This window comes from Aquisalimonas lutea (assembly GCF_030409225.1).
Lineage (GTDB): Bacteria > Pseudomonadota > Gammaproteobacteria > Nitrococcales > Aquisalimonadaceae > Aquisalimonas > Aquisalimonas lutea.
In genome coordinates this window covers 140,433-154,673 of record NZ_JAUFPK010000006.1, presented here as the reverse complement: position 1 = coordinate 154,673, position 14,241 = coordinate 140,433, and the positions used below count along the sequence as shown (strand labels likewise).

18 protein-coding genes are annotated in these 14,241 nt (G+C 68.0%); 4 read left to right on the top strand and 14 right to left on the bottom strand.

Annotated elements, in window-relative coordinates; all coding sequences use genetic code 11:
• The first annotated feature begins 12 nt into the window (after positions 1-12).
• Together QWY84_RS17550 and QWY84_RS17545 are read left to right on the top strand one after the other, a co-directional pair.
• Positions 13-891 (top strand): class I SAM-dependent methyltransferase, encoded by an 879-nt coding sequence (locus QWY84_RS17550; RefSeq protein ID WP_290204207.1) that lies wholly within the window; start codon positions 13-15, stop codon positions 889-891.
• 28 nt (positions 892-919) lie between these two features.
• A complete protein-coding gene (locus tag QWY84_RS17545; RefSeq protein ID WP_290204206.1) occupies positions 920-1,288 on the top strand; it encodes a DsrE family protein in 369 nt (122 codons plus the stop codon).
• Between the two features lie 39 nt (positions 1,289-1,327).
• On the opposite strand, the gene QWY84_RS17540 is transcribed toward QWY84_RS17545, so the two are convergent.
• The gene (locus tag QWY84_RS17540) at positions 1,328-1,891 is read right to left on the bottom strand and encodes a phosphoribosyltransferase (RefSeq protein ID WP_290204205.1); all 564 of its coding nucleotides are present in this window, start codon (positions 1,889-1,891) and stop codon (positions 1,328-1,330) included.
• A 58-nt stretch (positions 1,892-1,949) separates the two neighbouring features.
• On the opposite strand from QWY84_RS17540, the gene QWY84_RS17535 reads away from it, so the two are divergent.
• Positions 1,950-2,561, top strand: coding sequence for a phosphoribosyltransferase (locus tag QWY84_RS17535; RefSeq protein ID WP_290204204.1), 612 nt, complete (start codon positions 1,950-1,952; stop codon positions 2,559-2,561).
• Between the two features lie 10 nt (positions 2,562-2,571).
• On the opposite strand, the gene QWY84_RS17530 is transcribed toward QWY84_RS17535, so the two are convergent.
• The 13 genes from QWY84_RS17530 to QWY84_RS17470 form a co-directional block, all read right to left on the bottom strand.
• On the bottom strand, positions 2,572-3,381 hold the full coding sequence (locus QWY84_RS17530) for an ABC transporter permease (RefSeq protein WP_290204203.1): 810 nt from the start codon (positions 3,379-3,381) through the stop codon (positions 2,572-2,574).
• Complete coding sequence (locus QWY84_RS17525) at positions 3,378-4,340, bottom strand: ATP-binding cassette domain-containing protein (RefSeq protein ID WP_290204202.1); 963 nt, start codon at positions 4,338-4,340, stop codon at positions 3,378-3,380. The genes QWY84_RS17530 and QWY84_RS17525 overlap by 4 nt, the downstream gene beginning before the upstream one ends.
• A gap of 253 nt (positions 4,341-4,593) precedes the next feature.
• On the bottom strand, positions 4,594-5,496 hold the full coding sequence (locus QWY84_RS17520; RefSeq protein WP_290204201.1) for a hypothetical protein: 903 nt from the start codon (positions 5,494-5,496) through the stop codon (positions 4,594-4,596).
• Positions 5,497-5,570: 74 nt separating this feature from the next.
• Entirely contained in the window at positions 5,571-6,449 is an 879-nt protein-coding gene (locus QWY84_RS17515; protein ID WP_290204200.1) for an S-methyl-5'-thioadenosine phosphorylase, read from the bottom strand.
• 60 nt (positions 6,450-6,509) lie between these two features.
• On the bottom strand, positions 6,510-6,752 hold the full coding sequence (locus QWY84_RS17510) for a hypothetical protein (protein WP_290204199.1): 243 nt from the start codon (positions 6,750-6,752) through the stop codon (positions 6,510-6,512).
• 39 nt (positions 6,753-6,791) lie between these two features.
• Positions 6,792-7,799, bottom strand: coding sequence for a zinc-binding dehydrogenase (locus QWY84_RS17505; protein WP_290204198.1), 1,008 nt, complete (start codon positions 7,797-7,799; stop codon positions 6,792-6,794).
• 83 nt (positions 7,800-7,882) lie between these two features.
• Entirely contained in the window at positions 7,883-8,281 is a 399-nt protein-coding gene (locus tag QWY84_RS17500) for a GFA family protein (protein WP_435373002.1), read from the bottom strand.
• Between the two features lie 59 nt (positions 8,282-8,340).
• A complete protein-coding gene (locus QWY84_RS17495) occupies positions 8,341-8,769 on the bottom strand; it encodes a hypothetical protein (protein ID WP_290204196.1) in 429 nt (142 codons plus the stop codon).
• 168 nt (positions 8,770-8,937) lie between these two features.
• Positions 8,938-9,291, bottom strand: a complete 354-nt coding sequence (locus tag QWY84_RS17490) for a DUF1428 domain-containing protein (protein ID WP_290204195.1) — start codon at positions 9,289-9,291, stop codon at positions 8,938-8,940.
• A gap of 17 nt (positions 9,292-9,308) precedes the next feature.
• Positions 9,309-9,668, bottom strand: coding sequence for a YciI family protein (locus QWY84_RS17485; RefSeq protein WP_290204194.1), 360 nt, complete (start codon positions 9,666-9,668; stop codon positions 9,309-9,311).
• Positions 9,665-10,495 (bottom strand): YciI family protein, encoded by an 831-nt coding sequence (locus QWY84_RS17480; protein WP_290204249.1) that lies wholly within the window; start codon positions 10,493-10,495, stop codon positions 9,665-9,667. Before QWY84_RS17480 ends, QWY84_RS17485 begins: the two co-directional genes overlap by 4 nt.
• A gap of 86 nt (positions 10,496-10,581) precedes the next feature.
• Positions 10,582-11,814, bottom strand: a complete 1,233-nt coding sequence (locus QWY84_RS17475) for an RNA polymerase sigma factor (protein ID WP_290204193.1) — start codon at positions 11,812-11,814, stop codon at positions 10,582-10,584.
• 128 nt (positions 11,815-11,942) lie between these two features.
• Positions 11,943-12,977: a GlxA family transcriptional regulator gene (locus QWY84_RS17470; RefSeq protein WP_290204192.1), complete on the bottom strand. Its 1,035-nt coding sequence runs from the start codon at positions 12,975-12,977 to the stop codon at positions 11,943-11,945.
• A gap of 174 nt (positions 12,978-13,151) precedes the next feature.
• Here QWY84_RS17470 and QWY84_RS17465 point away from each other — a divergent pair, with 174 nt between their 5' ends.
• Positions 13,152-14,216, top strand: coding sequence for a class I SAM-dependent methyltransferase (locus QWY84_RS17465; protein ID WP_290204191.1), 1,065 nt, complete (start codon positions 13,152-13,154; stop codon positions 14,214-14,216).
• Positions 14,217-14,241 lie beyond the last annotated feature (25 nt).

Sequence of the window (14,241 nt, the reverse complement as noted above, 5' to 3'; positions counted from 1 at the left end):
GGAGAGCGCGCCATGAATCAGACCATCGAGACGACCACCGAGGTGACCCCATACGTCGAGTTCTGGAACGATACGCTGGCCGACAAGTTCGACCGCTTCCGGGAGATCCTCCAGAACGGCCTGAGCTACCACAGCCGCATCCCGCTGGAGAAGCTTGCCGTGACGCCGGGAAGCCGGATCCTGGACGTGGGTTGCGGCTGGGGGGATACGGCCATCGAGCTCGCCCGCAAGACCGGGCCGGACGGCTTCGTGCTCGGCCTCGACTGCGTCGAGCAGTTCCTGGAGCCCGCACGCCGGGATGCCGCCGAGCGCGGCGTCACGAACGTGCGCTTCGAGACGGCGGACGTCGAGCGCTACCCCTTCGAGCCCGTCTACGACCTGTGCTTCTCGCGCTTCGGAATGATGTTCTTCGAGAACCCGGTCACCGCCATGCGCAACATCCTCAGCGGCCTGCGTCCGGGAGGTGAGCTGATGTTCATCGTCTGGCGGACCATCGACGACAATCCGTGGCTCGGCCTGCCCAAACAGGTGGTGCTCGAGTACCTGGACCCGCCCGGCGAGGACGCCCGCACCTGCGGACCCGGCCCCTTCTCCATGGCGGACCCGGAGATGGTCTCGGCCCAGCTCGAGATCGCGGGCTTCGAGGCGATCGACTTCGAGCGCATCGACGGCCCCGTCACCGTGGGCTCCTCGCTGGAGGACGCCGTGCGCTTCCAGCTCGCCATCGGGCCCGCGGGCGAGGTGTTCCGCGAGGCCGGCGAGGAGGCCGAGCGCAAGCGGGAGACCATCGAGCGGGCCATGCGCGAGGCGCTGGCCCCCTACCACCAGGCCGAGGGTGTCGTCATGCCGTCAAGCTCGTGGACGGTAACGGCGAAGCGGCCGCAGACCTGAGTCGCACTGCAACAGGAGGAGATGCATCATGGCAGAATCGAACCGTCAGCTTGTCGTTGTCATCACCCACGGGCCGGACGAGGAGCTGTCCTCGGTCGGCTTCACCATCGCCAACGGCGGCCTTACGGCCGGGCTGGATGTCGCCATCTTCCTGACCAGCTCCGCCGTGGACATCGTGCGCAAGCGCGCCGCAGACCTGACGCACGTGCAGCCGCTGGAGCCGTTGAAGTCCCTGGTGGACGACTTCATGAGCCGCGGCGGCACGCTGTGGGCATGCACGCCGTGCGTGAAGGCACGCGGCTACGAGCAGGAGGACCTGCTGGACGGCGTGATCATCACCGGCGCCAGCCCGATGCACGAGCGCATCCTGGAAGGGGCCGCCACCCTGAGCTTCTGAAGCCTTCCGCCCGGCGGGGCGGCCCCCGCCGGGCATCCGTCATTCCAGGTAGGGCGCGAGAATCGCATAGAGCTCCGGGCGGTTGTCCCGGATCTCCGGCACGCTCAGGCCTTCCAGGGAATGCGGGTATTTCAGCCAGGCTTCGGTCTCGTGCAGGTAGTAGTCCGGCGGCCAGCCCACCTCGTTGCGGCTCGGCTTGTAGTAGGGCACGGCGACGCGAATGTCGTACGGGGTGTTCAGCCGCGCCCGCTGCCGCAGCTCCTCGATGATGGCCACCACCGAGCGCCCGGTATCGAAGACGTCATCGACGATCAGCAGCGCATCGTCGTGGGTGACGTGCTTGACCAGGTAGTTCAGGCCGTGGACGCGCACCGTCCGGCTTTGCTGGTCGATGCCGTGATAGGCCGAGGTGCGCACGGCGATGTGGTCCGTGTGGACGCCGTGGTAGTCCAGGAATTCCTGCACCGCCAGCCCCACGGGGGTACCGCCGCGCCACACAGCGATCATGAACGTGGGCCGGAAGCCCGAGTTCAGCACCTGGACCCCAAGCCGGAAAGAATCCTCGAGCAGGCTTTGCGCGCTGATGTAGAATTTGTCGACCATACCACCATGCCGGTTGAGTAAAGCCGGACATAGTAACCTCTAGCAGGCTGACGAGCCATTGACGACACAACGGACGAAACCGGAAGAGACCGCCCGCCCCCGCCGCTTCATCGAGGAGGCCGAGCTCATCGAGGACGCGTTCCGGCTCGGCGTGCAGATCTTCGACAGCGGGTTCCGCCCCAATTTCATCGTCGGCCTCTGGCGCGGGGGGAGCAGCGTGGGCATCTACGTGCAGGAGTGCCTGCAGACCCTGGGCGTGGCCACCGACCACATCGCCCTGCGCACGTCCTACCAGGGCATGCACGACTACGACGCCATGGTGGCCTCGCCGGATGCCAAGATCCGCGTCCACGGCACCCACTACCTGCTGGACAACCTGAATCACGATGACCGGCTGCTCATCGTGGACGACGTCTTCGGCACCGGCTACAGCGTCGCCGCCGTGCTGCGCCGGCTCAACGAGCAGCTCAAGCGCAACATGCCGCAGGACACCCGCATCGCCGCCCTGTACCAGCGCCCCAGCGCCAACCAGACCGGAACACAGCCCGATTTCTGCCTGCACGCGTCCGAGGAGTGGCTGGTGTTCCCCTACGAGATGAACGGCCTCAGCCGGGCGGACATCGACCGGCACAAGCCGTATCTCGCGCCCATCCTCGACAGCGTCAAGTGACGGTACCGGGCTACCGCTCCCGGTAGTACATCCGCATCGCCAGGGGCGCGAACACCGCCGTCACCAGTACCGACGCGACCAGTACCCAGGCGACGTCCCCGGCCGCCACGCCGCCGTGCATCAGCCCCCGCGAGGCGGTGGTCAGATGGGTCACCGGGTTCAGCGCCACCACCGTCTGCAGCCAGCCCGGCATGGTGGCCGGATCCACGAAGATGTTGCTGACGAAGGTGAGCGGGAACAGCAGCAGGAAGCTCGTGGTCATCACCGACTCCGGCGTGCGCACCAGGAACCCGACGATGATCCAGATCCACGACACCGCCGACGCGAACACCAGCATCAGTGCCACCGCCAGCAGCACGCCGGGCACCCCGGCCCCGGGCCGGAACCCCAGGACCAGGCCGACGACGACCACCACCAGCGCCGCCAGGGAGTAGCGCATCAGGTCCCCCATGAGTGCGCCGACGATGGGTGCCGGCTGCCAGATGGGCAGCGAGCGGAAGCGATCGAACAGGCCGCGCTGGATGTCCGTGTTGAGCCCCACCCCGGTGTAGACGGTCAGGAACATCACCGTCTGCACCACGATGCCCGGCAGCAGGAACTGCAGGTAGTCCGCCGACGAGCCGGCCAGCGCCCCGCCGAAGAGATACGTGAACAGCACGGTCATCATGATGGGGAACACCATGACGTCGAATAGCTGGAACGGCACGTGCTTGATCTTGAGGATCGCCCGCCAGCCCAGGGTCAGCACCGCCGACAGCGCGCTCGGCGGTGCGGGCTGATGGTCGCTGCTCAGGGCGCGATGCAGTCGGGTCGTGCTCATGCCACCTCCTCGCTGGTCTCGTCATCGGCCCCGTGGCCCGTGAGCGCGAAGAACACGTCGTCCAGGCTCGGCTGCGCCAGGGCGAACTCCCGCACCGCGATGCCGTTGGAGGTCAGCGCCGCCAGGGCATCGGGCACCCGCTCTTCCCGCGTCACCCGGGCGAACAGGGTATCCGGCTCGGTCCCGGGATGGAGCTCGTCGCCGAGCAGATGGGCAAGCAGCGCCCACGCCCGGTCCCGCTGCTCCGGGTCCGCCACGCGCACGTGCAGCGCACGCCCGCCCACCGAGGCCTTCAGCTGCCGGCTGGTGCCCTCGGCGATGACCCGGCCCTGGTCGATCACCGCCAGCCGGTCCGCCAGGCGGTCCGCTTCCTCCAGGTACTGCGTCGTCAGCAGCACCGTGGTGCCCTCCGCCGCGATGGCCCGCACGAAGTCCCAAACCTGGTTGCGGCTGCGCGGGTCCAGGCCGGTGGTGGGCTCGTCCAGGAACAGCAGCTGCGGCCGGCTGACCAGGCTCGCCGCGATGTCCAGCCGGCGGCGCATGCCGCCCGAGAAGGTGCGCACCTGCCGCCCGCCGGCCTCGCTGAGCTCGAACGCCTCCAGCAGCTCCCGCGCCCGCACGCGCGCCGCGCCCCAGCCGAAGCCCAGCAGGCGCGCCACCAGCACCAGGTTCTCGCGGCCGGTGAGATCCTCGTCCACGGAGGCGAACTGGCCGGTCAGGCTCACCTTGGCCCGCACCCGGGCCGCCTCCTTCACGACGTCGTGGCCCAGCACCCGGGCGGAACCGCCGGTGGGGCGCAGCAGGGTCGCGAGCATGCGAATGGTGGTGGTCTTGCCCGCCCCGTTCGGGCCCAGCAGCCCGAACACGGCGCCGCGCTCCACCCCCAGGTCGATGCCGCTCACCGCGGCGGTGTCGCCGAAGCGTTTTTCCAGTCCGCGGGTTTCAATCGCCAGTGTCATGTACGTCTCCCTGTAGCTGCGCTGAGCGCCGGAAAGAGTATAGCCGCCGGATGTTACGCCGCGAGGCAATGGACGACATTCTACTGACCTTCGGGATATCGCGCCCGCAGGTAGTTCCATTTGTCTGGGGGTTGCGGACCACGTAGATACCGCGGATAGCGCCGCCCGGTCCCACCTCGATCGCCATGGTCTGGATCGGATCACCGTCGGCGGCCTGAATCAGCCAGCCGCGCAGCCCATTGCAGTCGGCCCGTTACCCTTGCTTGTTGTACCGGACAACAGCCAGGACGATCCCCAGGGTGACCAGACCGGCAAGCAGAATCGTCGCCGGAGACGCGCCCAGATGCTCGAAGTACTGCGTGTAAAAATGGATGGCCGCGAATACCGCCAGCAGGTTCACCACCCAGCGCTTGTTGCCGCGAGCTGCCCAGACCCCGGTGACCACCAGGCCGACGGCCCAGCCGATCGCGAACGCCCAGTCAGGAATCGCTTGCTGTCCGAGCCACAGCGCATCCCCCCACAGGGATCCGACCCAGAACCCGAGATTCACCAGGAACAGGGACGTCCGCGCGGCCACGATGGCGAGACGCTGATAGTCCAGCGGCAGAGTGCCGGACAGCCGGTAGGTGCCCAGGCCCACGATGCTGAACAGCGCGATGGTGAGCGCGGGCTGGGGAACCGCGAGCATGTACATCGCATGCCAGTACGCCGCCACGGCCCCCGTGCTCCCGAACAGCGCCAGTACCGCCATGGCCGCCAGCAGAGCGCTCCCGGAAGCGACGGCAGCAGCCAGGCAAAGGACCGTGACCACGACAAAGCCGGCGACACCGCCCTGGGTGACGAGCAGGATGCCACCGGCGCACATCACGGAACCGACAACCAACAGCATCGAGCCGAGCAGGCCCCACCCCCTGGTATGCTTGCGGACCAGCATCAGCCCGCCTGCGGCCAGGAGCAGGCCCAGGATGATGGCCGTGGCACCATGGGGGAGCAGAGCCAGGGCCCCGCCCGCCGTGGCAACGACGCCGAACCCCGTCAGGATGTTGAATGCCAGCGAGCCGGTATCCTCCACCGCCCACGACTTCAGGCGCGCATGCTCCTCGGTGGTAATGCGCCCCTCGTCGAGGAGCCTGTCAACGTCGATCACGATTTTCATGGCGCACTTCCGTCGGCTCAGCACTGCGAATGCTCGGCGGCACGTTCCGTTTCCGATCGGAACCGCCGTTTTCGTTAATCTTCCTCTGCTCCCAGGACACGACCTGCCACCGCATCCAGTTTCCGCATCAGGTCTGCATCCCGGTGCGTCTGCGCGGTGACGATGGCGCCGTCCAACGCGTGGTCGGCTTCCGGGCAGGCCGGGTGTGTGCGCGGGAAGGTACGCCCCAGTCGCTCGATGAGCCGCCGCGCCTTTTCCGTGTTGTCCTGCATCACTGCCAGGACACCGGCAACATCGACGGCGTCGTGGGCGTCGTGCCAGCAATCGAAATCCGTGACCATGGCCACCGTTGCATAGGCCAGCTCGGCCTCCCGCGCCAGCTTGGCCTCCGGCATGTTCGTCATGCCGATCACGTCGCAGCCCCACGCCCGGTACAGTCGCGCCTCGGCGCGGGAGGAGAACTGCGGCCCGTCGATGACCAGGTACGTCCCGGTGGACGCAGCCTGAATCGCCTCGTCGGCCGCGGCGGTGCGCAGGATCTCCGCCAGTATGGGGCTCACCGGATCGGCCATGGATACGTGGGCGACGCACCCCGCCCCGAAGAAGCTGCTTTGCCGGCCCTGCGTGCGGTCGATGAACTGATCGACCAGGACGAAATGGCCGGGCGGATACTGCTCTGCCAGGGAGCCGCACGCCGAGAACGACACCAGATCCGTGGCGCCGGCGCGCTTCAGCGCATCAATGTTGGCGCGGTAGTTGATGTCACGGGGCCCAAGGCGGTGCCCGCGGCCGTGCCGCGGCAGAAAGCGGATCGGCAAGCCGTGGAGGTCGGCGAACAGGATCGCATCCGACGGCTCGCCCCACGGGCTTTCGACGTACTCCCATCGCGCGTTGTCGAGCCCGGCGAGATCGTAGAGCCCGCTTCCCCCGACGATTCCCAGTACCGAATCCATTACGATGAGACCTTCCCTTCCTTCCGGTTGCCGAACAACAAACGGATAAAGCGTTTCCGTCTAGATGTCCCCGCCATAGAGCAGGGACGCCCACACCCCGCCGGCGCCTCCGCCCACCGCCAGGCCGATTCCGATACCGGTCAGCAGGCTGTCCATCACTACGCCGAGGCCTGCACCAAGACAAAGGCCGGCGGCGATTCCGGCGACGAGCGCCGCCAAGGCGCTTGCCGGCTTGCTCTCCGATGCATTCTCGCCACCGGAGCCTTGGCCCCGCTTCCGTGCCATGCCGTCCTCATCATTCATTCGCGTCGCCCTACGACGCCTCATTCGGACACGAGAGGCTCAATGGATCAGAACGACCTTTCCGGTTACCGATCCCTCCGCGACGCGCCGGTATCCCTCCGCCGCTTCCGCGAGCGGGACACGCGCGCCGATGACCGGCTGCACTTCGCCGGCCTCCAGCATCCGCACTAGCCCGGACAGGGTCTCCCTGTACCATGCATTGTTCTTCCGGACCTCGTCCGGGGTTGCACACAGGGAAACGCGCTTGCCGTCAGGCCAGGCATTGAGCCAGGCCATCCGCAGCAGGCCCTTGATCATCTCCGCGCGGCCCCCGAAGCTGTCGCCGGCGAACCCGTAGCTCACCACCCGTCCGCCCCGCCCGACGACGTCGTACGACCTGCGGAGATTCTCCCCTCCGAACGGATCGAACGCGGCATCGATGCCGTGGGGGTGCTCCCTCCGGATGACTTCGACGAAGTCCTCGCTGCGATAGTCGATGGGAATACCGCCAAGCTCCCGCACCACGTCGTGCTTCGCCCGGCTCGCCGTCCCGTACATGGTCAGGTTCAGGCGGCGTCCCAGCTGGAGCAGTGCGGTGCCGACACCACCTGCCGCGGCGTGGACGAGCACCGTCTCGCCGCCCGTCAGATCCGCCTTCCTGTGCACAAGGCAGTGCGCGGTGAGGTAGTTCAGGACCAAAGCGACGGCCTGTGCCGGATCGGCATCTTCGTTGACCGGCACGACCAGCTCGGCCTTCATGCACACGGCATCCGCCTGGCAGCCGAACTGCGGGTTCAGCGCCACCACCAAGCGGCCTTCCTCCAGGTCCGCAACATCGGCTCCACACGCCTCGACCCGGCCGGCCAGGTCATAGCCCGGAGTGAAGGTTCCCCGGGGTGCGAGCGGATAGCCGCCGTGGGCGGCCATGACGTCGGCGAAACCAATGCCGGAAGCCAGGGTCCGGATCCGCACCTCGTCGGGCTCGGGCGCCCTGGTCTCGGCCTCCACGACCTTGATCGAGCTGATGCCGCCCCGTCCATCGATAAGAACCCGGCGCGCTCCCCCCATGATTTACCCTCCCTGTGCGGTGCTCCAACCGATGCGCCCATCCGACCCGGAAACCCTTACGGGGATCGCCGTACCCATCCCGCTTACGTCGACGGACCCTGGTACCGGGGGAATTCATCCCGGATCTCGTACCAGCGCGCCTTCGAGGCGACGAACGCGTGATACTTCCGTCCGGCCTCCACGGCTGTGTCGAGCGTCCCGACCCGGAGTCGCCTCACCCCCGGCAGGTCATCCCGTGCGCTGTACACGGGGCTGCCGCACTCCGCGCAGAAGGCCCTGACCTTCCCCGGGCTGGACCGGTACTCCTTGAGGAATTCCTGCCCGCGGACGAACGTGAGCTTCTCCGTCGCCACGGGCGCGGCGGCGACGAACGCCGTCCCCTGGCCCTTCTGACACTGCGTACAGTGGCACATGGAGATTTCATCAATGTCTCCGCGGTACTGGTACTGGATTCGCCCGCAAAGGCAGCTGCCGTGAAGCATCCTGTCGCCTCCCTGTCGCCATTGCAACGACCGCCGCATCCGGGCACTCCGGACGGCCGCTACCGGCATTCGCTCTCGATCCTCTCCTGCATTTCCCCGACGCTTCGCTCACCGGCAATGGCGTCAAACGATGCGATTCCCAACCACAGGATGACCACGGCGAGGACCGGGGAGAGAAGCGCCACCACGGACAGAGCCTTGGCCTGGCTTCCGTATCGGATCTTCTTGCGTTCAAGGCCCGGTATACCGGCGGGTGGGAAACGGCCGGCGCGCAACGCGAGAAGACCGACCCAGGCTCCGTATGCCGACGCGACGGCCACGATCGCCGGCAGGACAAAGCAGAACACCGCCAGGCCGAGCAGGGCGACGTTGACGCCGGCAACGCGGCTGCACGCCGGCTCTTCGAGGTACCAGGAATACCCCGCGAAGGTCGCTGCAACGGCGAGAAGAACAAACAGGGGCCAATAGAACGCTAGTATTCTTTTCATCTTCCCTGCATCCCGGCGAGATCGACATGCCCGGATTATGCCCTCCCCGCTCCCGGCGCCCAAGCAGGTATCGTCGAACGCTCGTCGTGTTCCGCACGAGCACCCGTCCATCCTCCATGCCTGCTGCCGCCCCTGTCCGGGCGGCAGCAGGCCGCCGTAAACGGACTCCTACACGTCCACAACCACCTCGAAGCCGCCGTAGATCAGCCGCTTGCCGTCGAAGGGCATGGGATTGACGTCCGGCTGGACGCGCGGATCCGCCATGATCTTCGGCATGGCCTGGTTGCGCACCTCCCGCGATGGCCACAGCACCCAGGAGAACACGGCGGTTTCCTCGGGCTTGCGCTGCACGGCCATGGAGAAGGAGGTGACCTCGCCTTCGGGCACGTCGTCCCCCCAGCATTCCACGACCTGCAGCGCTCCGTAGTCCTTGAAGACCTCGGCGGCCTCGCGGGCGTGCTTGATGAAGCGCTCCCTGTTGTCATTCGGTACGGCGGCAACGAATCCATCCACGTAGCTCATGATCGTTCTCTCCCGGTTCAGTCCTTCGGTGGCAGCTCGCGCGCGGGACGGACCTCGATGCTGCCGAAGCGCGCAGGCGGAATGCGGCCCGCGAGCTGCAGGGCCTCGTTGAGGTCGGTGGCTTCCAGCAGGTAGAAGCCGGCGAGCTGCTCCTTGGTCTCGGCGAACGGCCCGTCGGAGATGATTACCTCGCCGTCGCGCACGCGTACGGTGGTGGCAGTGTCCACGGGCTGCAGGGGCTGGCCGGTGACGAACTTGCCCTGCTCGGTGAGCCGCTCCACCCCGGCGATGCACTCCTGGTTGAGGTCGTGCCACTCCTGCTCGCTCATGGCCTCGATGATGCTTTCCTGGTAGTACACCAGCGCCACGTATTTCATGATGCCTCCTGTTCCATGCTGCGCCCGCACTCTTCGGGCCAGCAGGCGATCATCCAGTGCACGCCGTAGCGGTCGGCCGCCATGCCGAAGCGCCGGGCCCAGAACGTCTCGCCCATGGGCATGCTCACCGTGCCGCCATCGGCCAGCCGCGCGAACACGGCTTCGGCCTGTTCCGGCTCGTCGTAGCTGAGCTGCACGTGGGCTCCCTGGGGCGCCTGGTAGCAGTCGCCGTCCATGTCCGCACCCATCAGGCGGCGGCCGCGCAGATTGAGCGAGGCGTGGACGATGCGGTCGTGCCAGTGGGCCGGCACGTCCGCGGCGGCCGGCGTCTCGCCGTAGGTGAGCATGGCCTCCAGGTGGCCGCCGGTGACCTCGGCATAGAAGGTCATGGCCTCGCGGCAGGTACCGGGGAACGCCAGGTGCACGTTCATGTCGGTCGGCAGCCGCCCGTGCGCCCGGTGGTGCTCGATCGCCGCGCCGGGCGTGAAGTCCTCCAGCGCCATGTAGCGCCGCAGCTCCAGCGTGACGTTGCCGTCCTCCCGCGGCCACTGCTTCGCCCAGGCGACGGCCTCGTCCAGGGACGCCACCTCCAGCACGGTGTAGCCGGCAAGCAGCTCCGTGGTTTCCGCGAACGGGCCGTCGGTGACCACCGGCTCACCGTCCCGGAACGTGATGCGGCTCCCCTCCCGGCTCGGCCGCAGGCCGTCGCCGGTGACGAACACGCCGGCACGGATCAGGCGCTCGTTGTAATCCGCCATGGCCTGCAGCATGCCTTCGGACGGCATGACGCCCTCCTCGGTCTGTGCGTCGGCCTTGCGCATGAGCATGTATCGCACGACAGTCTCCTCCTTCAGTGTCGGGTTGCATCATCAAGTCGTGCGGCTCGGGCCGGGATCGACAGGGCACCGGCGGCTCATGCCGAGCTATCCAGCTCGGCCAGGCGGCGCTCCAGGAAACGCCGCTCCGGGCCCTGCACGGCAAGGGCCAGTGCCCGCTCGTAGGCGTGCCGGGCGGCGTCCCGGTCGCCGGCACGCCGGTGAAGATCGGCGCGGGCGGCGTGGAAGAGATGGTAGTGGACGATCTCCTTCTGCCCGGTCATGGCATCCAGCAGGCGCAGGCCGTCGGCGGGCGTATCGCGCATGGCCACGGCCACGGCCCGATTGAGCGCGATCACCGGCGACGGCTGCTGGCGGTAGAGCGCCTCGTAGAGGCGCACGATGCGGGCCCAGTCGGTATCCTCGTACCGGGCCGCCCGCGCGTGCTCGGCGGCGATGGAGGCCTGCAGGGTATACGGCCCCGCCGGTGTCGCCGCCAGGGCCAGCTCCAGCCACTGCACGCCGACGTCGATCTGCGCCCGATCCCAGCGGCTGCGATCCTGCCGGTCCAGCGTGACCAGATCGCCGCCGGCATCCGCGCGGGCAGCGCGCCGGGCGTCGTGGAGCAGCATCAGCGCCAGCAGGCCGTACACCTCCCCTTCCGGAAGCAGACGCGCAAGGGACTCCGCCATGCGGATGGCCTCCGCCACCAGATTCACGTCCACGACCGCATCGCCGTCGCTGCGGGAGTAGCCCTCGTTGAACACCAGATAGATCACCCGGAGCACGCCCGGCAGGCGCTCGGGCAGCTCATCGGCGCCGGGCACCTCGTACGGGATGCCCGCGTCGCGGATCTTGCGCTTGGCGCGGACAATGCGCTGGGCGACCGTGGTCGGTTTCTGCAGCAGAGCGCTGGCCACCTGCTCGGTGGTGAGCCCGCACATCTCCCGCAGCGTGAGCGCCACCCGCGCGGGCATGGCCAGCCCCGGATGACAGCAGGTGAACAGCAGCCGGAGCTGATCGTCCTCGATGGCCTCGCAGTCCAGCTCCACCGCTTCGGCCTCGTCCGGCACGACCAGGTGCGCATACTGGCGCGCCGTCTGCCGGCGGCGGATCTGGTCGATCCCCCGCCTGTGCCCGGCACGGATCAGCCAGGCAGCCGGGTTGTCCGGTACGCCCTCGCCGGGCCATTGCTGCACGGCCGCGGCAAAGGCCTCCTGCATGGCCTCCTCGGCCAGGGTGAAATCCCCCACCAGACGAATGAGGGTCGCCAGCACGCGGCGGGAGTGCTGGCGGTAGATGCTTTCGATTTGACGGTCAATCGCGGACATCGGGCAGGCATCCGGTTCCTCGGGCCCTCGGTCGCACGGCGCAGGCGCCGGTCGACAGGCGAGCTTATTCCCTTGCTGGATTCAGCATAGCTTGCGTCCGGGGCTGTCTCCACAGAAAGAAGGGCTGGTCATACTGCCGCCCCGCTCTCCAGCCGGGACAGGCTGAACCGGCGCCGGTGCTCGTGGGCGGTGATGCCCACCAGCCGCTTGAACAGCCGCCGAAAGAAGGCGGGATCCTCGTAGCCCACCAGCCAGGCGATCTCGTGGACGGGCTCCCGGGTCCGCTCCAGGAGCTTCTTGGCCTGGTCGATCCGGAGCTCCTGGACATAGCGCAAGGGCGTGAGACCGGTCGCCCGGGTGAAGCGACGCTTGAAGTTGCGCTCGGACAGCCTCGCCTGGATGCTCATGGAATCCACGGGGGCAGCGCAGGCGAGATTCTCGCCGATCCAGTGCTGAGCGCGCTGCACGGCGGCGTCGTCATGATCGAGGCGCGGCAGGAACGCGCGGTAGGGCGCCATTCCCTCGACATGGGCGTTGAGCGCATGGAACCGGGCGCAGGCCTGCGCCACGGCCGTACCCAGGTACCTGGCGATCAGGCACAGCGCCAGATCCTGCCAAGCGGAGGCTGCCCCGGACAACAGGAACTGCTGCCGCTCGCCCGCGACGATGAGCGTCTTGTCGAGATCCAGGGAAACCGCCGGAAAGGTGCGGCGGAACATCTCGGCAATCGCCCAGTGGGTCGTGGCCGTGCGGCCGTCCAGCAGCCCCGTTTCCGCCAGAAGCAGCAGGCCCGTGCACGCGGAGCACAGCTGCGCGCCCGCGTCGTGCATGCGGCGCAACCACGCGACCGTTTCCGGATAGCGCCCGGTCTGCCAGTCCCCGCCGGCAGGCACCATGAGGGGCGGCACGATGACGATGTCCGTGCGTGTCACCTCGTCCACGCGCGACGTGCCGGCGAGGGTCAGGCCGCTGCGGAAGCGCAGCGGCCCGTCGCCGGGGGCGACGATGCCCAGGGAGAACGGGCGGGTATGTCCCAGTGACGGGTCGACCCAGCTCAGCGGGGAGAAGTCCTGCAGTGCCTCGAAGAGCTCGGTCACCGTACCGGCTGACGCCTCCGGGACCGCGACCAGGCACACGTGTCGGGTTGCCCGGCATTCCGCCATGATGCCTCCCCCTGGGCAAGGTCCGGCGGGAGCACGGTCGCGGCGCGCGGGCTCTCCCGCTCCATGGGGGTATTCCTGTCACAAATGCCCCCGTTCGCGCGGATTCGCCTCTCCACGCACTCCGGAGTGTAGCAGGACAATACGGACACGGTTACGCGAAGGAGGAAAGCCGTCATGCACATCGATCCGAGCAAGCAGCAGCAGTTCGTCGATCACGCCATGATGGACATCAAGGGCGGCTTCATGATGCTCATGGCTCACATCGGCGACCGGCTGGGTCTGTTCCGGGCGCTTGCGGAAGGGCCCATGCGCAGTGAAGAGCTCGCCGGGGCCCTGGGTCTCCAGGAGCGCTATGTCCGCGAATGGCTCGCGGCCATGGCCTGCGGCGGCTACCTGGAGTACACCCCGGACACCGGGGCCTTCCACCTGCCGCCGGAGCACGCGCCCGTACTGGTCGATGCGGAAAGCCCGGTATTCTTCGGCGGCATCTACCACCAGCTGCCCGGCCTCTGGCACATCCTCCCGGAGCTCAAGGAGAAGTTCCGCCACGGGGGCGGGATCCCGCTCGACCGCTATACGCGGGACTGGTGGGAGGGCATGGAGCGTGTCACGGCCACCTGGTCCGAGAATTTCCTGATGCAGGAATGGCTCCCGCAAGCGGGCCTGCTGGAGCAGCTGGAGGACGGGGCGCACATCGCCGACGTCGGCTGCGGCAAGGGCCGCGCCCTGATCAAGCTCGCCCAGGACTTCCCGAGGGTCACCGCGGTGGGCTACGAGCTGTCCGATATCAACCTGGAGGGAGCGCGCCGGCTGGCACGGGAGGCGGGCGTGGACAACCGCGTCCGGTTCCACAAGCACGACGTCCACGACGGCCTGTCGGGGCCGTTCGACGTGGTATTCACCTTCGACGCGGCCCACGACTTCCAGGACCCGCAGGAGGCCTTCCGCCTGATTCACGACGCGCTGCGCGACGGCGGCTCCTACCTGCTCGTGGAATACCGGGTGGGCGACCGGCTGGAAGACAACCTGGGCCCGACGGGGGCGCTGTTCTACACCCTGAGCGTCACCTACTGCATGACGACCTCGCTCTGCCTGCACGGCAAGGGGCTGGGCACCTGCGGGCTGCCCGAGGCCGTCGTCCGGGAGATGGCGGAGCGGGCCGGCTTCCGGACCGTCACCGCCCTGCCCTTCGATCACCCATTGAACAAGGTCTATGTGGCGACAAAAGCCGCCTCGTGAGCACGGTCCGTGCGCGTCGCCCGGG